General features: G+C 60.7%; 24 protein-coding genes and 1 pseudogene. 16 read left to right on the top strand and 9 right to left on the bottom strand.

What is annotated here, in order from left to right:
* Nucleotides 1-73: 73 nt before the first annotated feature.
* Nucleotides 74-418 (top strand): hypothetical protein, encoded by a 345-nt coding sequence (locus tag E1N52_RS38915; protein WP_133189943.1) that lies wholly within the window; start codon nt 74-76, stop codon nt 416-418.
* A 68-nt stretch (nt 419-486) separates the two neighbouring features.
* Here E1N52_RS38915 and E1N52_RS38910 read toward each other — a convergent pair whose 3' ends face one another.
* On the bottom strand, nt 487-681 hold the full coding sequence (locus tag E1N52_RS38910) for a hypothetical protein (RefSeq protein ID WP_133189941.1): 195 nt from the start codon (nt 679-681) through the stop codon (nt 487-489).
* Nucleotides 682-1055: 374 nt separating this feature from the next.
* On the bottom strand, nt 1056-1535 hold the full coding sequence (locus E1N52_RS38905; RefSeq protein ID WP_246089410.1) for a hypothetical protein: 480 nt from the start codon (nt 1533-1535) through the stop codon (nt 1056-1058).
* A gap of 745 nt (nt 1536-2280) precedes the next feature.
* Between E1N52_RS38905 and parS the strand changes: the two genes are divergently transcribed.
* From parS to E1N52_RS38890, 3 genes are all read left to right on the top strand, one after another.
* A complete protein-coding gene (parS, locus tag E1N52_RS38900) occupies nt 2281-2754 on the top strand; it encodes a type II RES/Xre toxin-antitoxin system antitoxin (RefSeq protein ID WP_133189939.1) in 474 nt (157 codons plus the stop codon).
* Nucleotides 2751-3242 (top strand): RES family NAD+ phosphorylase, encoded by a 492-nt coding sequence (locus E1N52_RS38895; protein ID WP_133189937.1) that lies wholly within the window; start codon nt 2751-2753, stop codon nt 3240-3242. Before parS ends, E1N52_RS38895 begins: the two co-directional genes overlap by 4 nt.
* A 182-nt stretch (nt 3243-3424) precedes the next feature.
* Nucleotides 3425-3625 (top strand): type II toxin-antitoxin system HicB family antitoxin, encoded by a 201-nt coding sequence (locus E1N52_RS38890; RefSeq protein WP_133189936.1) that lies wholly within the window; start codon nt 3425-3427, stop codon nt 3623-3625.
* An 841-nt stretch (nt 3626-4466) separates the two neighbouring features.
* Here the strand turns inward: E1N52_RS38890 and E1N52_RS38885 are convergent.
* A complete protein-coding gene (locus E1N52_RS38885) occupies nt 4467-5840 on the bottom strand; it encodes a hypothetical protein (protein WP_133189935.1) in 1374 nt (457 codons plus the stop codon).
* 207 nt (nt 5841-6047) lie between these two features.
* On the opposite strand from E1N52_RS38885, the gene E1N52_RS38880 reads away from it, so the two are divergent.
* Nucleotides 6048-6290 (top strand): hypothetical protein, encoded by a 243-nt coding sequence (locus E1N52_RS38880; protein ID WP_133189934.1) that lies wholly within the window; start codon nt 6048-6050, stop codon nt 6288-6290.
* 92 nt (nt 6291-6382) lie between these two features.
* On the opposite strand, the gene E1N52_RS38875 is transcribed toward E1N52_RS38880, so the two are convergent.
* On the bottom strand, nt 6383-6682 hold the full coding sequence (locus E1N52_RS38875; protein WP_133189933.1) for an RNA-binding protein: 300 nt from the start codon (nt 6680-6682) through the stop codon (nt 6383-6385).
* Nucleotides 6683-7375: 693 nt separating this feature from the next.
* Nucleotides 7376-7579, bottom strand: a complete 204-nt coding sequence (locus E1N52_RS38865) for a cold-shock protein (protein ID WP_042293433.1) — start codon at nt 7577-7579, stop codon at nt 7376-7378.
* A gap of 523 nt (nt 7580-8102) precedes the next feature.
* On the opposite strand from E1N52_RS38865, the gene E1N52_RS38860 reads away from it, so the two are divergent.
* A complete protein-coding gene (locus E1N52_RS38860) occupies nt 8103-8453 on the top strand; it encodes a hypothetical protein (protein ID WP_133189931.1) in 351 nt (116 codons plus the stop codon).
* 438 nt (nt 8454-8891) lie between these two features.
* Nucleotides 8892-9047, top strand: coding sequence for a hypothetical protein (locus E1N52_RS44405; protein ID WP_165979550.1), 156 nt, complete (start codon nt 8892-8894; stop codon nt 9045-9047).
* A 15-nt stretch (nt 9048-9062) separates the two neighbouring features.
* Here the strand turns inward: E1N52_RS44405 and E1N52_RS38855 are convergent, their stop codons facing one another.
* Together E1N52_RS38855 and E1N52_RS38850 are read right to left on the bottom strand one after the other, a co-directional pair.
* Complete coding sequence (locus E1N52_RS38855) at nt 9063-11480, bottom strand: hypothetical protein (protein WP_133189930.1); 2418 nt, start codon at nt 11478-11480, stop codon at nt 9063-9065.
* 67 nt (nt 11481-11547) lie between these two features.
* Entirely contained in the window at nt 11548-13113 is a 1566-nt protein-coding gene (locus E1N52_RS38850; protein WP_133189929.1) for an SLC13 family permease, read from the bottom strand.
* 161 nt (nt 13114-13274) lie between these two features.
* On the opposite strand from E1N52_RS38850, the gene E1N52_RS38845 reads away from it, so the two are divergent.
* Complete coding sequence (locus tag E1N52_RS38845; protein WP_133189928.1) at nt 13275-14015, top strand: GntR family transcriptional regulator; 741 nt, start codon at nt 13275-13277, stop codon at nt 14013-14015.
* A 222-nt stretch (nt 14016-14237) separates the two neighbouring features.
* On the opposite strand, the pseudogene E1N52_RS38840 reads toward E1N52_RS38845, so the two are convergent.
* Nucleotides 14238-14765 (bottom strand): annotated as a pseudogene (locus tag E1N52_RS38840) (RidA family protein).
* A gap of 557 nt (nt 14766-15322) precedes the next feature.
* On the opposite strand from E1N52_RS38840, the gene E1N52_RS45100 reads away from it, so the two are divergent.
* The 7 genes from E1N52_RS45100 (at nt 15323) to gspG (ending at nt 24146) form a co-directional block, all read left to right on the top strand.
* On the top strand, nt 15323-16591 hold the full coding sequence (locus E1N52_RS45100) for an acyl-CoA dehydrogenase family protein (protein ID WP_246089409.1): 1269 nt from the start codon (nt 15323-15325) through the stop codon (nt 16589-16591).
* A 31-nt stretch (nt 16592-16622) separates the two neighbouring features.
* Complete coding sequence (locus E1N52_RS38830) at nt 16623-17729, top strand: CaiB/BaiF CoA transferase family protein (RefSeq protein ID WP_133189924.1); 1107 nt, start codon at nt 16623-16625, stop codon at nt 17727-17729.
* A gap of 38 nt (nt 17730-17767) precedes the next feature.
* Entirely contained in the window at nt 17768-19072 is a 1305-nt protein-coding gene (locus tag E1N52_RS38825; protein WP_246089408.1) for an MFS transporter, read from the top strand.
* An 84-nt stretch (nt 19073-19156) separates the two neighbouring features.
* Nucleotides 19157-20218: a porin gene (locus E1N52_RS38820; protein ID WP_133189922.1), complete on the top strand. Its 1062-nt coding sequence runs from the start codon at nt 19157-19159 to the stop codon at nt 20216-20218.
* A gap of 16 nt (nt 20219-20234) precedes the next feature.
* Nucleotides 20235-20618, top strand: coding sequence for a BON domain-containing protein (locus E1N52_RS38815; RefSeq protein ID WP_133189920.1), 384 nt, complete (start codon nt 20235-20237; stop codon nt 20616-20618).
* A 912-nt stretch (nt 20619-21530) separates the two neighbouring features.
* A complete protein-coding gene (locus tag E1N52_RS38810) occupies nt 21531-23048 on the top strand; it encodes a sialidase family protein (protein WP_246089407.1) in 1518 nt (505 codons plus the stop codon).
* A 633-nt stretch (nt 23049-23681) separates the two neighbouring features.
* On the top strand, nt 23682-24146 hold the full coding sequence (gene gspG / locus E1N52_RS38805) for a type II secretion system major pseudopilin GspG (RefSeq protein WP_133189918.1): 465 nt from the start codon (nt 23682-23684) through the stop codon (nt 24144-24146).
* Nucleotides 24147-24698: 552 nt separating this feature from the next.
* On the opposite strand, the gene E1N52_RS38800 is transcribed toward gspG, so the two are convergent.
* Nucleotides 24699-25100, bottom strand: a complete 402-nt coding sequence (locus E1N52_RS38800) for a DUF3597 domain-containing protein (RefSeq protein ID WP_133189916.1) — start codon at nt 25098-25100, stop codon at nt 24699-24701.
* Between the two features lie 602 nt (nt 25101-25702).
* Between E1N52_RS38800 and E1N52_RS38795 the strand changes: the two genes are divergently transcribed.
* Nucleotides 25703-26810, top strand: a 1108-nt coding sequence (locus E1N52_RS38795) for an APC family permease (protein WP_133189914.1), incomplete at its 3' end; no start/stop codon positions are given.

The raw sequence follows: 26810 nt of genomic DNA, 5'->3' as shown, positions 1-26810 counted from the left end.
TCGCCTCACGTGAGAGCGGCGCCATGTTTGTACATCAGGAAGTGCGGACACAGCGCCGCGCGCTGTTAACCGAATGGCTTATCGTTTCGCGCTCGTATCTCTCGCGTTGCCCGTTGACTGTCCACCCGAGTCGATTCCTCCGGCGGTGGGTCGGCTGATCACGGCCGCATGGAATGGCATGAGCCGCGCGCAGCTCGTGGATCGTGCCCGTCGGCTCGACATGCGTGCATCGCTGCGCGTGCAGCCCGGTGTCGGACCGGATGGGCTGACGCAGTTCCGGCTCACGCTCAGTTTTGCGAACGGAGGCTTCGAACTGATCGCCCATGTACGCCGTGTCATTCGCCGCCGCACGGGCGCGAGACGCCAGAAGCCGTCATTGCCTCCAGCACGCGATATCAGGCAACAGAGCCTTTTCTGAATTTTCCCGCGCTGCGCAACGACGCGGGTCATCACGTCATCAGCCAGGTGTTATTGCAGGGAAGGCACTCAGCCGAGAATCCTGAGGTTGCGAATCTTGCCTATTGCCGGCGAGCGCTTGACGATCAGGTTGGCAATGAATTCCGGTAACAGGACGCGTGGCATGTTCGCGGGGATATTGGTCACGACCTGAGATGCCACATTGGCGATGAATTCGTCCGGGGCAGACGCGAGGCTGTGTTCGTAACTGACGCGAATATCCATGTTGTTTTGTGCGTTTGGAGACATGGTTGGCGGCGACACATTCATCGCGCTCAGCGCTGTGCAGGATTGTTGACGCAGTGTAGCGCGCGATACCCCTGATTTCGTTGCGTTGGGCTCTGCCGGATTGCCCGTTGTGAGCGCTTGCGCGCTTTTGCACGCAATCACAGGCCACACCGCTCGCGATTTGAATTCTTCGCGATGCGCGTACGGCGCTCAGGTCTCCGTCTATGGGGGCTGGTTACCTTCCTGTACCGTGCATATCCGTATGACGTTTGCGTGCGACTTTCCCGCATTCGCATGGCCTCGTTCACTGGCGGTCTCAAATGCACATGCGCTGACTGATGTGCGATTGCGGCACGAGAGGCGCGATGAGACTAACGTGCGACCTGAAGGTGGCTGCTGTTGGTACGGGTCTCACGAGCGGCCAGGTCCGCGCGTTTTTCGAGATGATCGCTCGCCCGTACGAAGACCTCCATCCGGGTCACGCAGAGCAACCGGTCGTATTCATTTACCACGACGGTGAGGCCCTCGATCAACGCTTCAGGCACACTCCAGACTCCGGTGCGATCTGCCTCGTTGAGGACCTCGCCGAGGTCGCGTTCGACGCGGTCGATATCCCCGATATCCAGCTTTCCATGTCCCGCCCGGGTGATGAAGCTCGCGATGATAGCGACCTGCGAGACGAGATTGATCAGTGCGCGGTCCGCTTCACCATGGCGCAGACGCTCAAGCGCGATCCGCGCACGTAGCGCGAGATCCGTGGCTTCCTTCCGGGGCATCGGCAGAAACAGGGACTTTGCATGCGCGCCCGCCGATGGCTGACGCAATGATCGATAGCTCTTCTTGTTGGGCATGTCCGGTAGCCGGTCGATGAATGTCGGGATGCCATATTGGGGGCTTTGAGCAAGGGGCAAGAGCGGACGGCAAAATTATCTTTAAGCGGACTCCCTCTCTCAATCAGGGCAGCGTCCCGGGAGCGGGGAAGTTGCCGGAGCAATATGGGATGACGTGGGAAAGGCAGCAGATTACTCACGAGTGGGCGAGGCCCGAACATCCAGATATCTACTGCAACTAACCGTCACCTGCAATCGCAGACTGTGCGCGCCTTTCCGGCGGCAGAAAAGCGCTGCGCAACGAGAGGCTGCATCACGCAAGGCAACGCGGATCGAAGTTGTGGTACCAGCGCGCTCGCAGGACATTGGGCTTCGGACGCCCGGGTTGACTGAAAGTCGGGGGTGTGTCGAGACCCCGGCCGGGGAGGCCACGTCGATGTGCGACGTGTTCGTAGGGCAGGTGGAAAGCAGTCTGGGTAACGGTGGGGGACGACTGCCGGAAGGCGGGGTGTTCCCTTGGGTACGGGCGTTGGTGCCTCCATGTTTTCCCCAAATGAGGTATCATGAACCGTCAAATGGAGGATATATGAGTGGTGCCGTTAAAGATCGGGATATGGGCGACGTGGCATCCGGGCGGGTGTCGGGTCGTCGGCCGGAAATGATTGATCCGCTCGGGGGCAAGTCCCGGTCGACCAGGGCTACCCATGCCCATGGGCCGGGTAGAGTCATTGGCTCCCGATCCTCAGGCGCGACGGATAACGCAAAAATGAGGATCTTTCTCAGCCATGTCGCTGGTGGTGGCGAAGTCGATCCGGATGCCTTCACCCGCATTTTTCGGGTAGATCCGGCAGACCGTATTTCCATCATCAAGTCCGGTGTGAAGCCGGAAGCATTCGGGGTTATCGCGAGGCACATGGACCGCACCCGCGAGCAACTAGGCAAGACGCTCGGGTTGTCGGTGACGACCATCGACCGGAAGCAAAAGGCGGGCGAAAATCTCTCGCCGGAGCAGAGTGAGCGCGTCGTGGCGATGGCCAAGCTTATTGGCCAGGTGCAGGCGATGGTGGAGGAGTCGGGCGACCCCGAGGGGTTCGATGCTGCGCACTGGCTGGGGCGCTGGCTCGATGAACCGTTGCCTGCGCTGGGCGGTCAGCGACCCGCCGATTTCATGGATACCGCGGAGGGCCGGGAGCTCGTTTCGCGGCTTCTCGCAATGGCGCAAAGCGGAGCGTACGCTTGAAGGGCGGCGCGACGCTCTGGCGCATTGGAACCGATACACCGGGCTATACGGCTGACGACATGTCAGGCGCGGGTGCAAAGATCACGGGTGGTCGATGGAACCGTCCGGGAACACCGATGCTCTATACGGCTGGCACGATTGCACTGGCCTGCCTTGAGACACTGGTGCATCTGAAGGTCGGTGACCTGCCATTGAACCGCTACCTGATATCGATTGAGGTGCCACCGGCCGTCTGGAGGAAAACGGAGTCACTCGTGGACCCGGCGAAACACGTTGGCTGGGACGCGCTACCCGCAGGGATGGTCAGCCTTGAACTCGGAGAGGCGTGGGCCCGATCGAAGGCGAGCGTCCTCGCCGTCGTGCCTTCGGTGGTCGTTCCGCGTGAACTTAATGTGCTGGTGAATCCGGAGCATCCGGACATCTCGAAACTGAAAGTCATCAAGCACGAAAAGTGGGTATATGACCATCGGCTCATGAAGCGGGCCTGAAGTGCTGGCTAGGCGAACGCGCACTCGCCTTGTATCGCCCGGCTCAGCGCCATGGGCGTTCGTTGGCCGGCGCGCGTGAACGAGGCATTCGAACGTTTTTGCAGGACATTCCGCTCCATTGGCACTGAGTGCAACTTGCGAGGCCCCATACAATGACTGATCTTCGGCCATGGATTCGCCCCATGTTGATCAACGGCCACGACGCTGTGGTGGAGTTCGATCCTGTCACTGGCATCTATCACGGCGAGTTCACTGGTCTCGGCAACCGGGTCTACTTTTACGGGGCAGACGAGGAGCAGATGGTTGCAGAGGGAAGGCGTGCCCTCGCGATGTTTCTTCATCAGGGTGAGTGCCGCGGGATTGACACGAAGGACAGTGAATGAGTGGCGAATCCCTCATCCAGATCGCACCGGGGATTGTTTTTTTCGGCGACTGTCTTTAGCTTACGCCCACACATCTTCCGCAGTTCACGATCCGTCGATATGGATCGAGCCAAGGCATACTGATATTTACCCGTCTGCTGTCAATCGCAGCAAATCGATCTGTGTAGAGAGCGTCAAAGCGGCATGCACGGTCGAGCAAAGATATTTCTCGCCGTCTACCTGAGCGGTGCGGGGGCGCTAGAATAGCCATCCTGGCATCCGCAGCCGCTTGTGACGCCTGCGCCTGACCAGCGGAGGGTACGCGATGCCAGGCGTGCGGCGGAAGGTTTGTGGGAGCAAAAACTGTGAACGATGAATCAAGGGAAAAGATTGGTGTTGTCGCTGGCAAGCTCGTGCAGCAAGCGCTGACGACCGGACTGGCATGGGAAGAAAAAATGCGTTGCACGCGCGCGTAGCTGTCTGGAAGATGCCTTCGAGCAAGACGTCCACGTCGTCATTGCTGATGGCGGTGCGCCAAAGGGCGACGCCGAAGCCGACGAGAATCCGCTTCTGGCAACTGCCCGCCGTCGCCACATGTCCAAACTCCACTGAGCCGCAGGCGAACTCCGCGCCGCGGATAGCCTGGCACACGCTGTTCAGTCTGCCCAGGAAAGCCCGGGAGAAAAATCCAGTCTGTGTCGTCCCCGGCAACGTCAGGTGATTGACCTCTGCGGTCAGCCCGGCGATGCAGGTCAGTGGCAAGTCGACCTGACACAGCGCAATTTTTTTTGCGTGGCAGGACCCGGTCACCTCGATGCGCTTTGCGCGGCACGGCGCGGGGAGCCTGGCACGCTATACCGGCTCATAGCAGGATCGCCTGCTGCAGCAGTTCCAGCGCTTTCAGTTCGTCGAGGCGACCCGTGCGTGCCTTGCCTGCCAGCGTCTTGATCAAGGCTTCCGCTATCGGCTCAATGCCGTGAAGATTGTCCAGACTCGTCACGGAAGCGAAGGGGAGCGCTGCCGGGTTTCGCTGCGGTACTGCGGACGTGGCGAACGACTCCGGGGTTGCCCGTATCGCTGCCGGCGCCCCGTCACCGCCTTCTTCAGGCAGCTGACCGGTAACGTCGTCGGGAAAACCATTTACATGATCTCGCGCGCTGGTCACGATCGCCTCTTTCTCTCCTGCGACATCCGCCGAAACAGTTGAGCCTTCTGGATCGCTCGCCTGCGCGCGCCGTGCACGCGCCTTCGTACCTGCGGCCTTCACTGGCATGTCCTCGTTTGTTGCGGGCGCAAGCGATTCGTGCTGTTGGGCGGATACGCGTGAGCGCGCCGCAGGCGCAAGCATGCGCGACACCGACGCCGGAATATCGGCTTCAGAGCGCGGGGTGTCCAGCCAGCCAGCGGGCAAGCCAAGCCGTTCCGTGAACCGGTTGGCTTCGACAGCGTCCAGGCGCTTCTTGCCATGCAGCCGGTGGGCCATGTTGGAGCCACTCAACTCCATAACCACACCCAGTCTTGCTTTCGATCCGTTGCGACTCGTGAGAACGTGGAGGTTGGCGCGCCGGATGTTTTCTACGTCGACGCCATCGTTGAGTGCCAGCGACTGCTGCTGGGCCGCTTCAGGAGACGTCCTGGATTTCGAACGCGAAGCTTTTCGCGGCGTACGAGCTTCGGGCTGTCCGGCCGTATCGCCTCGACTGGTCTTGACGGCCCTGGGCGTACCACCGGCTGCTTTCCTTGGCATTTGCGCTTCCTCGGACAAACTGTCTTCAAGAGAGGGTTTCGGGTCGACGCTCAGGACGGAAGCCGGCTTGAGTGCTTCGGACTCTCCGTCTGGTTCGTCGTCGGGTTGAATGAAGTCGAGCGGTGACTTCAGGCGAGCGATGGTCTCGGCTGCGAGGCCAGGATTGGGCTGGTCAAAAAAGCCATGCGGCAACCCGAGCGTGGTTTCCATGTGAAAGGCGGTCTCGGGAGTGAACCTCTCGCCCTTCATCAATTCGGCCACGCGCGTCATGCTGGATTCAAGTGCGATGGCGATATTCTCTGCGCCTACCGTATCGACCAGAAACTGGAACGACCGTGTCTTGAAAATGGAGGCGGTCTGGGTGGAGTCCTGAGCAGGCGCCTTCACATACGGCTGTCCCGGCCGCTTGGGCTGAGACTTCTTTTCCTGGCGAGCCTGGCGTTGGCCGCTGTCGCGGGATCCCGCATATCGCCCGCGGGCTTGATTCATAAAGTAGGGCTCCATGCGGTCGCTGATATCCTTAAGGTGTTGATTATAGACGCGGCGATGCTGGTATTTGATGTGTCATTCGCACAAAACGCGTAAATGTACGCCGGGATGAAGGTGGCGGCCTCCTTGATGTGCTGGTTTTCCGTGATCGGGTTTGGAATGGAGAGGATAACGAATGAAGTCACGAAAGAAATCAGGTGATCATTCATGGTCCAGCTTGAGGCGTCAAAGCTTATTAAGCCACTTGAAACTGCGACGAACTCGGGGTCGTCGATGACGCAGGCGGCGAGCGGATATTCCGTTCAGGGAGGGCGTGGCGCTCTGCTCACCGCCACAAATCGGCGCATCAACGAATGGGACGAGGTCTTGCACAACCCGCTCATGAGGCTAATCGCCGTCGACCGGCAGGTCGACCACCCGATCATCTTCGAGCGCAACGTATTCGCCTGACAAGTCCCTGATGAGGATTTTCAGTATTTGGGAATGCGCAACTTACCTGGAACATCAAATTTACGTTTCCCGAAATCGTCGTGCCTCCGGTGTCACGACGGTGCGAAAACGACCGCGCCGCGATCCTCAAAATGTTTGAAGCTCCGGATAAAACGATATAGCTGTCCGCCGATTTCCAGCCGGTTTCGTCCAGCGCGGGTTTGCTCAAGGATCTCTTCGGCTTGGGTAGCGGCGATGTCCCCGTGATATCTCAGGCGATCCTGATCTCGCCTGGCATCGCCAACGTACATGGCACAGACGTCATTGCATTTCTGCATCATGATCACGCTTGCGCCAGAGTTCAGGGACAGTTCGAGATATTCGGCCAACGTCAGAAGCGACTCAGTCGTCATGGCGATTCCCCTGAGAGCACGGCTCGCAGCATCGATCCACTGGGTGGTGGCATCGACACCCACCGAGGATAGCGCCACGAACTTCCGGCACTTGCCTCGCCTGATTTAAACAATCCATGCGGCGGACGGCGTCCCGGTCACCATGATCATGCACGGGACCGGGCGGGTTCACCACGCACGCGTCGCGAGGCGCAGTGGGCCACCACATCGAGGAGGCTGTCTGGCATGGTGAGTGCCAATCGTCAGAAAATTATCGTGCGACAGGCACCTGCCATGGCCACCGGCATGTTTTCGATCGTAGTGCTTCTGGTCGGGGATGTCGATTCTTCGAGGACGGTTGTGTTGCCAGCGCGGAGTTCAACCGTTTTCCGTCACAGGATATCCGCTGTTTTGCAGGGCAATGATGGGTCCGGGCAGCGTGGCCGCAAGCGCGGCATCAACGCTACCGCAAATGCGCGATTCGTCCTGCGTCTTCACGCCTGGGCTGGATCGAATCAATTCCGTGGAGGGCAGGCGAAACGCTTGCGCTTCGTCAACGATCAACCAGAGAATCGATCGATGTCGCGAAGAGGGCGCACTGGACATCGCACGCATGTGCTGGCATGTCCATCGCTTCATTAAAGATTGATGCGCAGGGTGCAAGAAAAACTGGCCCGCAGGACGGGCCACAGATCGGGATGTGACGCGCGCCGATCAGGCTGGCTTGATATTTGCGGCCTGCTTGCCCTTCGGCCCCATCTTCACGTCGAAGCTTACTTTCTGGTTTTCCTGCAGCGACTTGAAGCCTTCAGTCTTGATTTCGGAAAAGTGGGCGAACAGGTCTTCGCCGCCGTCATCCGGGGTGATGAAGCCAAAGCCTTTCGCATCGTTGAACCATTTCACAGTGCCAGTTGCCATTTTTTGAATCCTGTCGATGTTGAAACCTGAAATCGCGAGAATATGGCATCGCATGGAGGCGATCACCCGCAAGGGATGACTTTTTACCACGCCGGGATGACACCTGCCAATCAGCAGGTCCACGGACCGCGCAGGGGCTGGCTTTCAACGACCCAGACCCGGTGCAGACATTCGTCGTTCTAATCCCTGACGGTGGCACCCTATGATTGCCGCGCCGGCAAAACGCGATCTACCCGGCAATCGGGAGTCCCGGCGAAGCCTCCAGGCTGGGCCGCGAAGACTGATTCTGAAACGGAGCTTAAGAAGAGTCGCAGAAGCACCAACGCATTGCGGATTCCTCCCTCGGCACACGCGAAAGCCCGGTCTCCGTCACCATTCTGGTGCGGTCCCGTCCCGCACATTCCAGCGACGAACAAATTATGGCGCGCAAGCGGCCCCAACCAGTTTTGCAGTGCCAGCCCGGAGACTGGGGAGCCCATGTTACCCTTGGTCGACGCTAACACCAGCGAAGCCGCGCTCGAGGATGAACGATACATTCGAGTTTTCTCAGGATTTCGAGCCGTTCCCCGAAGACCTGCCAAGAAGGGACTGGCAGACAAAGTCGCTCGATTGCGCCATGGCCGATTACTGGGTGGCAAGCGATGGACTTGTCGCGCGTCGACAGTTTCTGAGTGACGGTTACCTTGCCAGCAACACAGCCTCCTTCACGGCTTATTTGTTCCACGTCCGGAAAGGCGTGAGACTCGACCTGAAAGTGGTTGTTGCTCACGGTCGCATCCTGGAGCTTCGGCGAGAGCGCGAACCCGAAGCGGGGAAAGCGGTGGATGAGTGGAATATCCCCGTGCCGGGTCCCGACGCGGAACATCACAAGTGATGCGGGCCGGATCGCAGACGACTCGATAAAAGACTGGTAGCAGTTCTGCGTAAGTGGAACCTGTCCGAAGGCCACGATCTGCAATAGCGACCACCGCGGTGCTTCGCCCAGGCGTTGGCTTTTGTTTAAGCGCGTCCCGCGTCGGCTGGCGCTTTGCCCAGGGATGTACCACCGCTTCGATGTTCCGACCGGTTTTGCCCGTCGCTGCGGAGAACTGCGCGCGATCGGCGCGCTTTGGCAAGCGAGCTCTACGTTCACCAGCGCGACGGGCACAATTGGCACGCGAAGGTCCGGTCACCAGGGCGGCGTCCACTATCGGGTGTCGCACCAGGCGCCAGGTCGAACGGCGCTTCCTGGCGTAGGCTGCTCTCACGGGGCGACAGGCATGTCGATTGGCATGTCGATACATGCCTGTGGGCCTCTGATCCCTGAGCGCCAATGTATTTGTTCTGGCGCAACGGTGACGCCTCCGCCAATCCGCAATGGACCAAAAATCCCGCGAACACCTCCCAACTTGAACTCAATCGATCGATCCACGCGGCGACGATGGTCGCAGGCGAAAGTGGTGCGGCGGTACTGGCGCCAATGAGTTGAACCTGCTCCGGAACCTTATTCAAAGGTAATGAACTGCGACGACGACCACACCTTGCTGTCGTCACGCTGCCGCCCGAAGAAGTACACCGGACGAAAGCCAAATGACGCATTCTGCGCGGCAACCTCGACGCTGCCCGCCAGATCGACCGGTAATGGCCTGTCGGTCAGTCGTTCGACCGCGACGAACAATTCCGTGCCGCCGAGTGCATGTGTTGCGCTGCCCCGCGCAAGCAGTTCTGCGCCGTTGATCTCGAAGCGAAACACTGGCGCATGCGCGAACGGATTGCCTGCGCGCGGATCGCCGACCTTAACGAATCCGTCGATCGTCCCTTCGATCACGATTGTCGCCGCGGCGAGATTGCTCACGTCGATTTCGATGCTGTCCGCGTCACCATACGTGTCGCTGCTGAATTCGATATCGGTTGCGCCGGTACGCCACGCGGATTCCTCGACGTGTTCGAAGCCGTGAGAACCGAAGTTATGAATCGTGCCGTTGAGAATGCGGATGCGGCCCCGCCACGCCGCCCAGCGATACCGGTCCCGAATGCGTGCGCCGCCCCAGCGCACGCGGATCAGACGCTCCGCATAGCCGAGTTCCTCATGCAGGTTGCGCTCCCATATCAGGCCGCTGTGATCGTAGGCAGCCACATATTCCCAGCCGGCGCGTCCAAGCAGGCGGTATTCGAGCGTGGCAGGGCCGCGCTGCGTGAACGCGTCGCCTTGCCAGTGATCGCCGCTGCGCACGAGCAGCGCGCTGTGTTCGCCTGTTGTCGCCCACGTGCGGCGTGCACGTAAGGCCTGGCCGACCGTGCGCCGGTCGAGCGTATCGGCAAGCACGCCCGTGAGTCCGCCATGTACGCCGAAGACCTGCACGCCCGGCGCGCCGCCGCCGGGACGTCCGCGATGTTCGTCGCCGCTCGCAGCCACGCCAAGCTGGTAGCCCCGCGCGATGACGTCCTGGTAGAGCCAGCCGAAGTGACCCCAGGTCGAAGCGATTTCGACGAGCCGTTCGAGCTCCGGATGGTGCCAGTCCGGAATGTAGCGCCGCCCTCCGACGTGTGGCATGACGAGATGATGTCCGGCGTCGTCGACATACGCATCCCATAGCTCCTCGACGGGCCAGCGGCCGAGTTTCACCGCGTTGCCTTTCATGTCCTCGTTCCACACGAGTGTGCGGTTGTGCTCGCCGCGCGCGTTGTACGGAAAGCCGGGACGTTCGTCGCCGAGAAATACGACGTTGTGGTCGCCGCCCGCCGTCGAGCTTCCGCACCATTCCTGTACGGGATAGACAACGAAGCGGCCTGGTTCGTTGAAGCGTTCGACGGCCTCAACACCCAGTTGCCAGTTCTCATCCGTGATCTGGAAATCGTTGGCCGTATAGCCGAGGATATCGATCCCACCAATATCGCGCGCGTACTGCGCGTTGTATGCGGGACTGTTGGTGCCGACCGTGTCGTGCGCATGCACGTGAAGATCGGCATAGAGCGCGCGTGGGGCGGGCAATGCGGCGTCGACCGTGAGCCAGGCCACGGCTGCGCGGATATCCGGTCGGGCGGGCACGTCTGCGACGATGTACAGCGTGCCGCGGTCCGTTGGCAGATCGTCGAGCGCGAGTGTCGCGAATCCCTGCGCCGGGAATGCGTGCTCGCGCTGATAGACCGTTGCGCCTTCTGCGTCGCGGGCGACCACACTGGCGATTGCGGGCTGCGCGTTCGCGCCCAGCTCGCGGCACGCGTTGCCCCAGCGATCCTGCAACACAAGGCGAAACGCAGTGGCTTCGCCGGGCTGCACGAAGCGCGGCCCGTTGAGCAGCACATCCGCAGGGTCGCCCGGATGGATGTCGATGGCAATGTCGCCAGGCACCGCAACGAAGCGCGATGTGCCCAGCGGATCGACGTAGAGGCGGAAGCGGAAATTGTCTTCGGCAAAGGTCTGGATGCGCGTGCCGGGACCACGTCGGCGATCGCCAAGACGGATCACGATGCGGTCGCCCGCGTTCAGATACCCATCGACGACATCGACGATCACGGCTTTCTGGTACGGCCGCTCGTGGCCTTTCTGGTCAAAACGCACATTGAGCGCCTGCACGGTGGCGGGACTCTGGCCCGGTACGAGCGGCGCCGCGTGATATTCGGCGCTGATGTAGTTCGCGGCGGTGGGGTCGCTCGTCTGGAAGAGCGCCCAGTCCGAGTAAAACTTGAACGTCGCCTTCAGCCACCCGCCATCGGCAATGCCCGATGAGCCGACTTCATAGTCGAGCACGACCTCGGCCCAGCTGCCCGCCTCAAGTCGGGAAACACTGCAGCGCACGCTGCCGGCGAAGGGGCGCTGTTTCAGTTGCTCATAGAGGCCGGCCGGGGCAACGTGATCGCCGAGGCGCTCGCGCAGGGCACGCGCGCGGGCGTGCACACAGGTTTCATTCGATTCGTTCATGTCGGATGGCTATCGTTAAGGCGGGGAAGAGATTGCGCGAAGCCTGCGAGGCGTGTGCGTGCGGGTATCAATGCGCGAACGGCCAGGCTGCAGATGCGTCCCACACAGGCACGCCCATGAACGCATACCACGGTGCGATCACGCATAGCCCATAGAGGATCGCGATCAGCACCGAGACCACGCCGACGCGGGCGTAATCGGCGGTCGTGAAGGCGCCGCTGCTGTAGGCAATCACGCCTGCCGTGATCTGCGTGGGCAGCAGGTAGGCAAAGCTGTCGGTGTCGCTGACCAGCATCGTGAAAGCGACCGGATGCAGCCCAAGGCGCGGAGCGAGGGCGAGCGCGATCGGCGCGATCATGGTGACAGCGGCGACGTTAGACAGCATGCCGATACGGATAATGTGCGTGCCGACCATGACGATGCCAATGGCGAGCCACCAGCCATGACCGTGCGCGACGAGGTAGATGTGATCGGCGGCCCATTGCGCGAGCCCCGACGAACTGATCGCCGCGGACAGCGAGAGCGCGCCCGCGAGCAGAAACAGTGTGCCCCAGATTGTGCGCTGCTCGACTTCGGCCCAGCCGAAGCGCAGCACGCCCGGCGCAAACAGGATGGCAAGCGCGATCAGCGCGACGATTTCCGACGACAGATGATGCAGTGGCTCCGTCGCCCACAAGACCGCCACGCAAGCGAACAGTGCGAGCACCAGCCAGTCATTGTGCGAGGCTGGCGGGAGTGTGCGACGCATCGTCGTGATGGCGGCGCGTCCGCCAGGAATCTGCACGGCGCGCGAACGGAAGTAGTACTGGACCCAGCACTGCGTGATCGCGAACATGCCCAGATACGGCCACTGGAGCTTGAACCACGTGAAGTATGAAATATGGATGCCGAGCTGTTTTTCGAGCAGGCCTGACACGACCATGTTCGGCAGATGTGCCGTGAGAATGCACATGCCACTGATCATCGCCCCGTAGACGAGCGACTGGATCACGATGGCCTTTTTCGCGGCGCGCTCGCGCGGTGAATCGCCGAACAAGTGAACAATGCCGTTGGTGACCGGCAGCAGCGCGGCCGAGCGCGCATTCGCTGCAGGCACGACCATCGACAAGACGAAGTTGACGGCGAACATCGCCCAGATCACGCCGTTGGCGGTGCGTACCTTCAGGCGCTCGAGCAGCGCCAGTGCAATTCGGCGGTCGAGGCCGCTTGCCTGCATGATCGCCGAAAACAGGAACGCCGCGAGGCAGAGGAACACGACGGGCGCCGCAAAACCGCTTGCGGCCTTCGGAAAACCCGGACTCGCATGTGAAAGCACAAGCAGCATCGGTATCAGTATGCCGCTCACGCCAACGGGAATGGCCTCGGTCACCCAGACGATTGCGACCCATGCGACCACGGCGAGCGTGGCCTTGCCGGACGCGCTGAGACCGGTGGGTATCGGCAAGAGCCACGCAAGTGCGATGAAGACGATCCACGCGGCCATGAAGCCGACGCGGGCACGAAGGAGCGCGGTAGCGCTGCGCGGGCCGGCGTGGCCGCGAGCACCTGCAGGGACAGCTTCTCGGGCATGGAGGGCCTCTTCAGCATGGGGTGGGCGCTCGAGCGGCGGCGCCTCGAGGATCCTGTCTGTCACGGTTGTGTTTTCCTGCGTTCGTTATTCGAGCAAATGCCGCGATTATTCGCGGTTCAGGATGGCATAATACGTATTAATACAAGTTGGGCTATCCAATTGCTTTTCATATCGGTATCGCGAATCGCGCATAAGGCACGACGCGACCGCAGCGAGGAAGATCGATGACGCTGGTGCGGGAAGACGTGACGTCGCTTTATGAGCAGATCGCGACGACACTTGAGCAGGAAATCGGGCAGGGCGTCTATGAGACGTCGGGCAAGCTTCCGTCGGAAGCCGAACTCAGCGATCGCTTTGACGTGAGCCGCGTGACGGTCCGGCTGGCGCTCGGCCGTCTGGTGGAAGCGCACGTGGTGGAGCGCAAGCAGGGCAAGGGCACGTTCGTGAAGCACAGGCGCTTGCAGCACCGGCTCGACGTATTGCGCGGCTTTTACGACTCGCTGGCGGCGCAGGGTGCGCGGGCCAGCATGGAACTGCTGCGCATGGAAACGTGCGCTGTACCGCCTGGCCTGCGCGAGACTTTCGCGGGTGATGTCACGCAATGCGTGTACCTCGAACGGCTGCACCGCGTCGATGGCGCGCCTGTCGCGCTCGCGCAGACCTGCCTGCTACCCGAGGCAAGCGTCATCTCGCGCGAGGAGGCGCAAATCCTTCCCTCGTACGAGATGCTAGAACGGTTGCCGGGCTGGCATATCGTCGATGCGGACATGATCGTGACGGCGGTCGCGGCTGCGACCGATATTGCCGAGTATCTGGAAGTGTCGCCGCGCGCGCCGTTGCTCGTGCTGCGCCGGACCTCGCGACTTGCTGACGGGCGCGCGTGCGAGGCGACAGTGTTCCATATTCGCCCGGAGCGTTTCGATCTGGCAGTGCGCAGCGGGCTTGAGGCGCGGGTGGTTGGATAAAGACGACACGCGCAGGCCGCCTTGCTGAGGAACGTCGCCGCTGGATATGTGATGAGGTTAGGATTCCAGACGAGCGTGCCGGCCGCTGGCGACCGTGATCAGGGATGTTCGCTACCAGGGATGGGGCAAGACTGGCGCAGTCTGTGCGGCCAGGCTTCAATCACCTACGCCAATGTCGGGCACGACTCTCGTTTCCTCGTGTGCGGAACCCAGCAAACGCGTTTATGGCAGAAAGGCTCTGCGATCTCGGGGCACTTCCTCAGTCGGACGGCGCTGTACCGGCCGCAGCCTGAAAGCAAAATCCACTTCCACAGAAGCGCCCTTCGGTAATTGCAAAACGCCAACAGACGTTCGCGTGTGCACGCCAGCGTCGCCAGGAACCGCACAAAGCACGTCGGACGCGCCATCGGCGACTTCGCTTTGCATCGTAAAGTCAGGCGCACTGCGTACAATGACATTGATGCGCAGTACGGCGTCTATCACGTCGAGCGTCCCGCACTGCCTGAATATCAGCTATAGCGCTCGAAGTGTCGATATCGCAGCTGCGCGACGTGCTTCGTCCAGCGAAATGTCCGCTCCTGCAATACCCGTGAAGCGCACGACGTCGCGAACACGCGGAATCTGGCCCGCGACGTAAGCGTCGTTACGGTCAATCAGGACGGTTGCGTAATTTCCACCTGCCTTTATTTCGTCGAGCGGATCAAAACCAGCTTCAGCTGCGAGGCGCGGAAATTTTTCATCCCTTGTCATGGTGCCCTTCCGAGTACGGTGAAGATCGGAAAGACCGGGTGTACGTGCTGATGCTGGATCGTGTTCGCGACCATCGCTACCTGCCTCGCCTCAACTACCGTAGCCGGCTGGCATTTCTGTTAGTTGTACTCTCTGCCTACCCTGCGCGGAGTAGCTCCGAACCGGGCGGGTCAGGCCGGCGCGCTTGCATGTAAACCATCGACAACGTCAACGCGCGCACCATGTCTGTGCACAGCTGAATCGGTCGAGGCTGGCAGTTCCAAAGACCCTTACGCCGTTGTAAAAAAATTCTCGCCGATGAATGAGTTATTTGTATGAAGAAATAAATCATGCCGCCGATAACCAGTCAGGTACTGCGCTATTCCCGTCCAGGCATGGCCGGGTGCGAGCGATCCATCGAACCATGAAACCTGGCTTGCAGGACTTGCAGGTGTTCGTTGAATCGATGCAGGGTTGCCGGGCGTTTCGGGATTGATGCCGCGTCGAACTGTGCACGAACCCGCTTATCCGTTCTGGTTCTTTCGTCCTGACCAAAGTGAACTATGAATATCGGCAACATGAAACTCGGCACCAGACTGATCAGTGCTTTCATCCTGGTTTCGGCCATCAGCGCTGCCGTCAGCGGTATCGGTCTGCGCAATATGGCGCAAATCAGCGCAAATGCAGACAAGACGTATCGGCAGGATCTTGTTGGACTGAACCTGATCCAGCAGGCTAATGCGGACGTACTGCGAGTCGGAACCTATCTGCGTAATGCGGTTCTGGCCACAACGGCCGAGCAACGGGCTGGCTCGCTGGACCAGGCCGATAAAGCCCTGGCCCAGGCGCGCGAACACCTCAACCAGGCAGAGCCTCTCGTCTATACCGACAAAGGGAAGGCGACGTTCGCCGAGCTCGACCAGAACTGGCAGGACTACATCCAGGCCTTCAACGAAATGAAAGGCAAGATCAGTTCTGCCGCGTTACAGGACCGGGATGGCCTGACCGAATACATGCTGGGTGAGTACCACAGGAAGGGTTTCAGGACGCTCGTCCTGATGGGCAATCTGGTTGCCCTGAAGCAGGGCGACGCGCAAAGCATCACGACGACCGCCGTTGCTCAGGGCGATGAGCTGGTCATCAACGGCGTGAAGCACTACATCAGCGGCGCGCCGTTTGCGGACTTCGCGATCGTCATGTGCGTGACGGACGCTGCCGCGAACCCGCCCGCGATCACGGCTGTGCTCATCGACCTCGATCTGCCGGGCGTGACGGTCGAGCAGCGCTACGTGCCAATGTCGGGCCAGCATATCGACGCGGACATCCGCTTCGATAACGTGTGCGTGCCACGCACGAACGTGTTCGGCGGCGAGGGCAACGGTTTCAGGCTCGGCATGTCGCGCATCAACGTGAACCGCCTGCTGCATTGCCCGACCATGCTCGGCCTCGCTACATCCGCCTATCTGGCCTCGCTCGACTATGCGCGCGAGCGCCGGCAGTTCGGCGGGCCGATCGCGCGTTTTCAGGCGATCCAGCACATGCTCGCCGATATGGCGGCTTCGCTGTGGGCCTGCGAGAGCATGATTGCGCAAACGGCCATGCTAGCCGACGCCGGCGCCGACCTGCGCATGATGGGTGCGGCCTGCAAGCTGTTTATCTCGGAGCGTTCCTTCGAAGTGGCGGACAAGGCGGTGCAGATACACGGCAACGTCGGCGTGACGCGTCACCATCCGATCGAGCAGACCTTCCGCAAGCTGCGCATGTTCCGCGTGTTCACGGGCACGAGCGAAATCCAGCGCAACACGATCGCCCGGGCCATTCTTGAGCCCGCTCAGGCGGGAAGATGATCGCGCAACCTCTTCGCGAAGAATTGGAATCATGGCACACACGAAACCAGAATGGTCCTGCCTGAGCGGCGTGAAAATCGTGGACGCAAGTCAGTTGCTGCCCGGTCCGCATGCGACTTCGCTGCTCAGACAGCTCGGCGCCGACGTCGTGAAAGTCGAGCCGCCAGGAACCGGTGACCCCACACGCCTGCTCAGTCCTCAGCTCTTCGCGCAGCTCAATCGCGGCAAGCGGTCGGTGGCGCTAGATCTGAAAACGCCGGCCGGCAAAGCGGCCTTTATCGAATTGATCCGTGATGCCGACGCGCTGGTGGAGGGCTTCCGGCCCGGCGTCATGGCGCGGCTCGGGCTCGACTACGCGACGCTGGCCGAGGTGAATCCGCGTCTCGTCATGTGCTCGATCTCGGGGTTCGGGCAGACCGGTCCCTATGCTGCCGCGGCTGGCCATGACCTGAACTTTCTGGCGCTTGGCGGCTACTGGTCGGTGCCGGTGCAGGTCGACGACAAGGTGAGCCGTCCACGCATCCGTCTTGCCGACTACGCCGCGTCGAGCCACGCCGCGCTCGGGCTGACCGCGGCGATCTTCAGCGCACGGGCGAGCGGGCACGGTCAGCACCTCGACGTTTCGATCCACGACTGTGTGATGGCGTGGACCGCGCCGGCGGCGTGGACGGCGCGCGAATACGTCGAGCGACCACTGGAGTCGCCGGGTGTCATGCCGGAGAACGATCTCTTTGAAACGCAGGACGGGCGCCACCTCGCACTTGGCATACTCGAAAACAAGTTCTGGCTGAACCTGTGCGAGGCCATCGGCGGCGATTTCCCCGCCTTGCTGGACGAGCGCTTCGCGAACCGGGCGGGCCGTCAGCAGCAAAAGCGCGAGGTCAACGCGCTGCTTGCACGGATCTTTACGACGCGCCCGCTTGCGCAATGGATGGCGACCTTGCAACGCTTCGATCTGCCGGTTTCGCCTGTGCTCGATGCACGCGAGCTTTTCGACGATCCTCACGTACAGGCGCGCGGCATGGTGCGCAAGCTCGCGGTGGACCAAACGATCGCATGTCGCTTTCCGGTGCAGTTTTCGCTCGGCCTGCCGGACGAAGACGATGCCGTGCCCTTGCTTGGCGAGCACGGCGAATAAGGCGCCGAACAAGAAACAAATACACGGAGACAGATGCAGTGGCAACCGGAAACCTCACTTACCAGCCTGCACGCGCATGGCCGATTGCGGTGATGCTGGCATTGATGATGCTGGTGAATTTCCTCGACAAGGTGGTGCTGGGTCTCGTCTCGGTACCGATGATGCGCGAGCTTCATCTGTCGCCTACGGAGTTCGGCGTGATCGGGGGCAGCCTGAACTGGCTGTTCTCGATTTCGGCTGTGCTGGGCGGGCTGTTGGCGAACCGTACCTCGACGAAATGGCTGCTGCTTGCGATGGCCGCGGCGTGGGCAGTCCTTCAGTTGCCCATGCTCGTGGCCGGTTCGATCTGGGGCGTCATTGCGTGCCGTGTGTTGCTCGGTGCAAGCGAAGGGCCGGCCTCGCCAGTCGCGGTGCATGCGATCTACAAGTGGTTTCCCGACGAAAAGCGCAATCTTCCGGTCGCGGTCTTGCATCAGGGGAGCGCGCTCGGACTGCTGGTGGCCGGCCTGGCCATCCCGGTCATCACTGCACATTGGGGCTGGCGAGCGAACTTCCTCGTGCTGGCCGCCCTTGGCGCGCTGTGGTGCACGGCCTGGTTATTCCTCGGCGCCGAAGGCCGTTTGTCCACGCGCGCGCCCGGCTCACACGATGCTCGCGTTCCTTACGCCTTGCTGCTGACCGACCGGACCGTGCTGGGCACATTAGTCGGCCACTTCGCGGCGAACTGGATTCTCGCCATGACACTCACATGGATTCCCCGCTGGCTACAACTCGGCATGGGCTACGAAGCGCATGCGGCAGGGCGCATGTTCGCGCTCTCCGTTGCGATTTCATCGCCCTTGAGCCTCGCGCTTGCCGCGGTCTCGCAGCGGCTGCTTGCTCGGGGCGTGCCGTCGAGGCGCGGACGCGGCAGCTTCGTTGCTGCGGCGCTAGCTTGCGCCGGGGCGTTGATTGCGGCGCTCGCGCTACCCGGTTTGCCACCGCTCGCGAAGTTCGCCATGTTGACGGTGGGCAGCGGCATGACGCTGGTCATGTACTCGATTGGACCGGCTATGCTCGGCGAAGTCACGCCCGACGCTCAACGCGGCGGCATCCTCGCCCTCAGCAATGGCTTCTCGTCGCTTGCGGGTCTTGCGGCGCCCATCGTCACAGGCATGCTGATCGAGTCGGCCGGAGGCTCGACCGAGCGCGGCTTTGAAGCCGCGTGCCTTGCATGCGGCGTGATGTTGGTGGCTTGCGGCGTGCTTTGCGCATTCTGCCTCGATCCGCAGCGCTCCGCTGCCCGGCTCCGGCATGGTCAGCCTCACGCCGCGGTGTGCGAGACTTTGCAGAACCCAGGTTGATCGTTTTCGGCAAAGCGTTTCACGATTAGGTGTATATACCTCGCGTTAATAAGCATAACTATATAAAAATAGACAAGGAGACGTATGAAAAAAGCCGTGCTGGCCCTGTTGATCTCAGGGGGCCTTCCCGTTGCTTCGCACGCGCAGTCGAGCGTCACCCTGTACGGCGCAATTGGCGGTGGTATGCGTTGGACAAACGGGCTCAAGGGCGGTAGTGCAGTGGGCTTCAACAACAATATCATCGCGCCCAACGAATTCGGCTTCTTCGGCAAGGAGGATCTGGGCGGCAATCTCCAGGTTATATTCCGGCTGGAAGGGGCATTCAACAGCGGCACGGGCGCGTTGAAGACATCCGGGACGATTTTTTCCCAAGCTTCCTACGTGGGCCTGGTGTCCGATTACGGCCGGCTGACTTTGGGGAGACAGTTGAACGCCAACGAGGACTTCGCCATACAGATCGACCCGATTCTGGGTAGCGGACAGTCGCTCGCGATCGAGCCAGGCGTGGTGTTCGATGCGAACTACTTCACGCTTGATTCTCGCTTCAACAACACGATCAAGTATATGGGGTCCGCGGGTGGCCTGCGTTTCGGCGCGAGCTATTCCCCAGGCGGCGTCGCCGGCAACACGCGGGCGGGCACCAACTATTCCGGCGCGGTGATGTACCAGTGGGGAGTGGCCCTTGCCGGGATCTCGTACCAGAAGACATGGAATGCCGCAGCCACACAATGGGCGCAGACGTTTCAGACAGGCGGCTCGCTTCAACTCGGTCCCGCGCGCCTCTACCTGAGCTATGCGGACCTGGGTGTCAGCGCGGTGAGCGATACTGCGCCGAAGCGGCGAGATCATATTCCGGGTGGCGGCATTGTGTGGTTGCCGACGTTGTCACTGCAATTTACCGCGGCGTTCTACGACGATATTGCAAGCCATTTGGGCAATGCGCCGTCGGCGAGCGGGCACAAGGTCACGACCTACGCGCTTGCACAATATTTCCTTTCGAAGCAGACCGAGGTTTACGCGGAAGTGGATTACAACGGCTTTTCGGGGGCTTATCGATTCGATCCATCCAATATTGCCGCACTTGGCATCTCTTCCGGAACGCGATCCACGACTGGCGTATCGGTTGGGCTGATGACACGCTTCTAACGATGCCTGAACCCTGATGATCAATCCACCATCCAACAGCATGAATATTAAACGGCAGATATCGTCCGCTTTGGTGGCGACATTCTTCGCCATCGTTGCTTGCGGTGCACAGGCGACGCAACAAGAAGCGACAGCAAGTGCACCGTCGGCCATGCTTATGGACACGATGGCCTCGAGCGTCGGCGACAGAAAGCTCGCACGCCAGATTGCGAGCCGGCTTGCGCGAACACGTGGACTGAATTCGACGCAGATTCTTGTCAAGGCACATGACAGTATTGTCACGTTGAACGGTTCGGTTTCGGATTCCGGGCAGATTCCTCTCGCCACGGAAGCTGCCAGGCAGGTCGGTGGCACCGTACGGGTTGAAAACCGCATTCGAGTGGCGGGCGCGTCACTCTAGGCCACGCTCAGTCCCATCGTGGAGCTCAATAATTTTGTCACCGACTCGGACCACACGGCGATGCGATTCGCACCGAACATGCTGGCGACTATCGGCTGATGTTGCCGGTTAGCGATGACGGGCAAAGCAATCGACTGCAGTGGCACACCGTCCGGTCGGTGACCGTCGGCATTCGCCGATGATGCAATGTTTGATGTCGCGAATCGAACGGCCGTTTCCTGGATAGAACCGACGCCTAAATATCCGAGCGACGGCGCAGGCGAAAGGCCGCTGTTGGCCGAGGCCGACTTCTGCCTGGAGTGGTTGGCAGTAGCCGATCTGGAAGCGCGATCATTCTCATTCACATTAAATAAGCATTCCGAATAAAACGACGATGCATGAAAGAGCTGAGGCGTCGAGCACGCGGTCCTCTATGGCTCTCCTGGAACTCAGTCGTTATGCTTCTGCAAGCGCATACATGAATTGACCGTGGTTCTGCAATCCTCGTACCACGCCAATATTCGTGGGGGCGCCGCGCGATGAACTGGCATCCGTAATGTTTTTTTCACACAAATGCGACTCTCACGACCTAGTGTGTTTTGGTAGTTGCATCTTCGCTGCATGTTCAGGCGGACGGTAGCAAGCGTTGGTTTTGCGGTGGGGCAAGTCGTTTTCACATGTACCGGAAGATCACGGTGTGGAAGTCATTGCGCCGGTGATGGACAGCCGGCAGTGCACAGGCGTTTTCCCTTTTTCGCGAGGCTCAGAATGAAAATCAATATCAGGCGCTTATCCCGGTTTGCTTTCCAGGGCATGGCAGGCGGCGTCATAGCGCTCACGTGCTCGATCGGCCCAGGCGCGAACGCGCAAACACTCGGATCGCTCGTCCAGGTAGCTGCGGGCGACCCGTTCAGCGGATGCACCGCCGACTAGGTGCATGCGCAGGAATCGGCATTTGGCAGCGTCCCGTATTTTGCGACCTCGATCGAGCCATGGATTGCGGTCGATCCGACCGACACGTCTCGCCTCCTCGCCGGCCACCAGCAGGATCGCTGGAACGACGGCGGTTCACGCGGGCTTGTCGGCGTCGTCTCGAGTGATGCGGGCACCACCTGGTCCAATTCGATTCCGTCTGGCGTGACTGCGTGCACCGGAGGCAAATTCCGGCGAGCTTCCGATCCCTGGGTAGATTTTGCACAAGACGGAACGGCCTTTTTTTTCTCTCTGGTTCTGGACCCCGCGCAGCCGACGACTCCTTTCGGAGCCCGAAATAGCGGGATGCTGGTCAGCCGCTCCGCTGACCACGGCGCGACTTGGCAGCCTCCCGTTACGCTGATCCGCACCAACTCGCCGCACGTGCTCAATGACAAGAACTCGCTCACTGCGGATCCGACCGCGAACAAATACGTCTATGCGGTCTGGGATCAGTTGAGTGTGTTCCCGCCCACGAAGGAGGGCGCCCAACTGCTCGCGCAAAATGACGGTGTTGAGATCGCGCGCCAATTGGCGGGCCTTTCTTCGACATGTGGGACACCGCCGTGCGCGGGTGGTGCCCCCTTCTCCAAATTTAGTTTCACCGGGCCGAGCTTCTTCTCACGGTCCACCGACAATGGCGTGACGTGGAGCACAGCCGCACCGATCTACCAGCCGGGCACGAATGCGCAGACAATCGACAACATGGTGCGCGTGCTGCCTGATGGAACCCTGCTCAACTTCTTCACCGCGATCAACGTCACGCCATCGCCCCTGAGCATCGGCTATATCAAGTCGACGGACAAAGGCGCGAACTGGTCGGGGCCGACGTTCACCAACGATATTCATACGGTCGGCGGCGTGGTCACCAGCGTGGTCACACCTGACAGCGGTCAGCCGATACGCGACGCCGCCATTCTCTACAGTGTCGCTGTGAACCCGGTCTCGGGGGCTATCTATCTTGCCTGGCAAGACGATCGCTTTTCGTCCGGGACCTGCACCACACCCACCGGATCGATTCCGGTTGTCGGGATCGTCTTCAGCGAGTCGGATGACGGCGGGGCGACCTGGTCAGCACCCGTGATGATCAACAAGACGCCGCCGAACGGTACGAACCCCTGCCGTCAGCAGGCTTACATTCCGGCGATAGTGCCGTCGGGCGACGGCAATACGATCGTGGTGACTTACTACGACTTTCGCAATGACACGAACACGCCTGTGGGCTTCGAGGGCAGCGACTATTTCGCGGTGTTCTGCCCGACCGCGACTGCGTGCACGAACTCCGCCAATTGGGGTAACGAACGGAAACTGACTGACGCCTCGTTCAACATCCTTAACGCACCCGTAGCGGGTGGACATTTCCTCGGCGACTACATGGGTCTGGCCGCTAGCGGACCCAAAACTATTTACCCCTTATTCGGTGTTGCCACGAGTGCCAACGTGACTGCCGAATACACCCGCAAGATCACCTTACCGTGAGCGCTAACGGCAGCGACTGGAGGAGGTCGCCGCCCATGAACCGGGAAGCATTTGTAGACGACCGATTCGGCCGACGCGGGGGTTGGGCACGCGCGCTGTACTTCTCGCCAGGACGGCGGCGAGAGCGCCTCGTTGAACTACGAGAGAAACTGTCATGAGGCAGACGGTGATAGGCGTATTCGACAGCTAATCGCAGGCGCATTTGGCGCAACTGGCACTGGGTGGAGCGGGCGTAGCCACGACGCGGATTCGCGCACAAAGGGTCCGCTGTCGACTGCGGAAACGACGTTCAAATGTCCGTGGGAAAGCACCGGACAATGGCCGGAGATGGTCCGCCTACAGCCCGACGCGTGTGCCCGCAGGCGACCGAGAAGCGGCGTTTGGCCATTGGCGACAGCAGCGGCTGCTTTTGTAGTCTAACTGCCATCCCCGTGCTGGCGATTGACGATACGCCTTCGGTCTGGGCGGAGGATCTGCTCCAATCCCCGTCGCCATCCCTTGTCTGACCGCTACACGACATCTAGCTTACATGCCTACGAGGACAAAACTTAAAATGACCGGCCGGGCTTATTTGACCGCTCTCCGGCCGCGAGGACGCCCGCGCGTTTCTTCACGAATAATAGGCAACAAGTTATGAAAATGAGGACTGTTCGCCTCACGGATACAACGGGTCTGCACAGCCGTGATCAGCACGGATTTGGGTTTAAAAGAACTATTGTTCTGGTTGCGATGCTCGGCCTGCTAGCCACACTATTCACCTTGAAGATCACGAGCGGCCCGGAAGAGGTGAAGCGTGTCGCTGCAAAACAGGACATCGCCATGATCACGAAGGCGCTGATGCTATACCATCGCGACAACGGCCGATATCCAACCCAGGAGCAAGGCCTGCGGGCGCTGACCGAGAAACCTACTTCTGATCCGGTGCCGTTCTACTGGAGGGACGGCGGCTATCTCCAGCGTTTGCCGACCGATCCATGGGGTAACCCGTACCGTTATCTCAATCCGGGCGTGCATGGTGAGATTGACATATTCAGCTACGGCGCCGACGCAAGGCAAGGCGGTGAAGGCGACGACGCCGATATAGGCTCGTGGGAATAGTCTGCTTTCACTGTGTACCTGATGTCTTACGCGGCGGCATCCGTATCTCTGGGTTTGCGTCCCGACTCGTCATGCCTGGACTCAGCGAAGACTGTGCGCGCCGGACATGATGGGTTCAGGCTGAAACGTGGGCGCCGCGGTGCAGAGCAGACTACTTCACGATGGCAACACGGTGTGCAGACACACAGGGCCGTATCGGTGGAAGCGCTGTCACAACCCGAACTTCCTTTTGCAGGGCAATTCGACTTCAGGCCATTCAAATCTTATTCCGATGGCGCGACTTGTCATGCCGCTGCCAGATGATCGTGCAAGCGACTCGCGCACTCCGTCGCGACATCACCGAGTCCATGTTGGTCCATTCCAGCACATCGGCAGGGAGATGGCGTTGGCGATCATGCTGTGCGAAGACACGTCGTTACGGCCGTATCCTTTTATCCTTTGTTTGTTGCCCGCGCAAAGACCGCAGTGCGGCGGCTTTGGGCCGGAAAGGCACCAATGGCCGATCAGCCAGGAGACGGCATTTGCTGACCGTCTCCGCAGGGGACAGGGGGCTCAGGTCGCCAGATCGGACGGCAGCTTTCCGCCGTTTGCGGCGAGCGCCTGCATGAGCTGTTTGTGCAGCCACACATTCATGGTTGCGGAGTCGTCCATGTCACCGTCGTACTTCAGTTCCTGCGCCAGTTGCTTGCGGTGCTCCAGGCTACTGTCGACACCCAACGCCTTCATCGTGTCGACGATGGACGTGCGCCAGTTGAGTGTTTGCCCGCTTTCGCTCACGAGCTGATCCATGACCGCGGCGACGTCAACATCGGCCAGCGGTGCAGCGGTCGGCGGTGTGTCCGGAGCGGCGGCCTGTACCGTAGTGGGATCCGGCGCAGGCTCGGTCGCGGGCGGTGGCTGATCCGGTTTCGCCTTGCCAAACAGCTTGCTGACAATTTCGCCAAAAATGCTCATACAGAACCTCCAGAAGTAGAAAGAGATCGCGAGAGGCGTGCTGACGGCGCGCACCAGCGATGTTACGCGCAGGTATGGTGGGTGATGTGAACTTTGTCATGCCCCTTGCGCCCGAAGACATTCCTCAGGCCTGCGTGCAGTGCGAAGGGATGAGACCGTGGGGCGGCGTCTTTCCCGTTTCCTGATGCCTCGGAGATCGGCCGGTGTTGTCTGATGCCATCGGACGGTAATGCCTGATACGTGGGAGACGAGGTCGGATCCGGACATGTCCGATGCATTGCGATTCACCTGTAAGCGAAGCGCGTGAGAATCGGCGATAACAAAAGGGTGAAATCTCCGTGATCTTCGGTCAGCGTAGCCCCATTCTTATGCAAAGTTTGCATATGTCCATGCCGACACAGCATTAGACGATCACATCAGGCCACTTCATCATCGCGTCTCCGCAGCAATTGCGGTTGCCTCTACATCTCAGCATCACCAGGGTATTACAACAAGGACATGCGCTTTCAGGGCCGGCCACCTGCGTTATGCGGGCTCGGTACGGGACAGGTATGCCGTACCCGGTATGGCTCGCTCGCGCTGTCCATAACGTAGGAGACAATGTGAAGCAATCGATACAACGGAACATCGGCCCGTTCGCGCTGATGTTCACCGGCCTCGGCTCGATCATCGGTTCGGGCTGGCTGTTCGGCGCGTGGAAGGCGGCGAAAATTGCAGGTCCGGCGGCTGTCTGCGCCTGGATCATCGGCGCCGTGGTCATTCTGGCCATCGCGCTCACCTACGCCGAACTCGGTGCGATGTTCCCGGAGTCGGGCGGTATGGTCCGCTATGCCCGCTACTCGCACGGCGCTCTCGTGGGCTTCATCAGCGCGTGGGCAAACTGGATCGCCATTGTCTCGGTGATCCCGATCGAAGCCGAAGCCTCGATCCAGTACATGAGCACCTGGCCCTATGAGTGGGCGCATGCGCTCTTCGTCGACGGGTCATTGACGCATTCAGGGCTCGGGCTCTCCGCGATTCTCGTGATCATCTACTTCATGCTCAACTATTGGGGCGTGAAACTGTTCGCGCGTGCCAACAGCGCGATCACGATCTTCAAGTTCATCATCCCGGGTCTGACGATCATTGGCCTGATGGCTGGAAGCTTCCACCACGAGAATTTCGGCGAAACGACCACGTTCGCGCCGTATGGCTGGTCGGCGGTGTTCACGGCAGTCGCCACGAGCGGCATCGTGTTCGCGTTCAACGGCTTCCAGAGCCCGATCAACCTCGCGGGTGAAGCGCGCAATCCTGCCAAGAGCGTGCCGTTCGCAGTGATCGGCTCGATTCTCTGCGCACTCGTGATCTACGTGCTGCTGCAGGTCGCCTATATCGGCGCGGTCAATCCGGCCGACGTCGCTAAGGGCTGGAACACGTTCAACTTCAAGTCGCCGTTCGCCGAACTCGCGATCGCGCTGAACCTGAACTGGCTCGCGATCCTGCTCTACGTCGACGCATTCGTGAGCCCGAGCGGCACCGGTACGACCTACATGGCGACGACCTCGCGCATGATCTACGCGATGGAGCGCAACAACACGATGCCGAAGATGTTCGGCAACGTGCACCCGTTCTACGGCGTGCCGCGTAACGCGATGTGGTTCAACCTGCTCGTCTCGTTCATCTTCATGTTCTTCTTCCGCGGCTGGAGTTCGCTCGCGGCGGTGATCTCGG

The sequence above is a fragment of the Paraburkholderia guartelaensis genome (assembly GCF_004353905.1).
GTDB classification, from domain to species: Bacteria; Pseudomonadota; Gammaproteobacteria; order Burkholderiales; family Burkholderiaceae; genus Paraburkholderia; species Paraburkholderia guartelaensis.
Note: the sequence above shows the minus strand (reverse complement) of the source record. Positions and strands in the feature narration are given on the sequence as shown.

Bases quoted from the DNA above. Each gene is read 5' to 3' on its own strand.
- E1N52_RS38875 (WP_133189933.1), bottom strand. From the start codon at position 6,682: ATGACGACTGAGTCGCTTCTGACGTTGGCCGAATATCTCGAACTGTCC.
- E1N52_RS38860 (WP_133189931.1), top strand. From the start codon at position 8,103: ATGAACGATACATTCGAGTTTTCTCAGGATTTCGAGCCGTTCCCCGAA.
- E1N52_RS38815 (WP_133189920.1), top strand. From the start codon at position 20,235: ATGATCAATCCACCATCCAACAGCATGAATATTAAACGGCAGATATCG.
- E1N52_RS38865 (WP_042293433.1), bottom strand. From the start codon at position 7,579: ATGGCAACTGGCACTGTGAAATGGTTCAACGATGCGAAAGGCTTTGGC.
- E1N52_RS38855 (WP_133189930.1), bottom strand. From the start codon at position 11,480: ATGAACGAATCGAATGAAACCTGTGTGCACGCCCGCGCGCGTGCCCTG.
- E1N52_RS44405 (WP_165979550.1), top strand. From the start codon at position 8,892: ATGTATTTGTTCTGGCGCAACGGTGACGCCTCCGCCAATCCGCAATGG.
- E1N52_RS38910 (WP_133189941.1), bottom strand. From the start codon at position 681: ATGGATATTCGCGTCAGTTACGAACACAGCCTCGCGTCTGCCCCGGAC.
- E1N52_RS38905 (WP_246089410.1), bottom strand. From the start codon at position 1,535: ATGCCCAACAAGAAGAGCTATCGATCATTGCGTCAGCCATCGGCGGGC.
- E1N52_RS38800 (WP_133189916.1), bottom strand. From the start codon at position 25,100: ATGAGCATTTTTGGCGAAATTGTCAGCAAGCTGTTTGGCAAGGCGAAA.
- E1N52_RS38830 (WP_133189924.1), top strand. From the start codon at position 16,623: ATGGCACACACGAAACCAGAATGGTCCTGCCTGAGCGGCGTGAAAATC.
- E1N52_RS38890 (WP_133189936.1), top strand. From the start codon at position 3,425: ATGTTGATCAACGGCCACGACGCTGTGGTGGAGTTCGATCCTGTCACT.
- E1N52_RS38915 (WP_133189943.1), top strand. From the start codon at position 74: ATGGCTTATCGTTTCGCGCTCGTATCTCTCGCGTTGCCCGTTGACTGT.
- E1N52_RS45100 (WP_246089409.1), top strand. From the start codon at position 15,323: ATGAAACTCGGCACCAGACTGATCAGTGCTTTCATCCTGGTTTCGGCC.
- E1N52_RS38820 (WP_133189922.1), top strand. From the start codon at position 19,157: ATGAAAAAAGCCGTGCTGGCCCTGTTGATCTCAGGGGGCCTTCCCGTT.
- gspG (WP_133189918.1), top strand. From the start codon at position 23,682: ATGAAAATGAGGACTGTTCGCCTCACGGATACAACGGGTCTGCACAGC.
- parS (WP_133189939.1), top strand. From the start codon at position 2,281: ATGAGGATCTTTCTCAGCCATGTCGCTGGTGGTGGCGAAGTCGATCCG.
- E1N52_RS38885 (WP_133189935.1), bottom strand. From the start codon at position 5,840: ATGAATCAAGCCCGCGGGCGATATGCGGGATCCCGCGACAGCGGCCAA.
- E1N52_RS38880 (WP_133189934.1), top strand. From the start codon at position 6,048: ATGGTCCAGCTTGAGGCGTCAAAGCTTATTAAGCCACTTGAAACTGCG.
- E1N52_RS38845 (WP_133189928.1), top strand. From the start codon at position 13,275: ATGACGCTGGTGCGGGAAGACGTGACGTCGCTTTATGAGCAGATCGCG.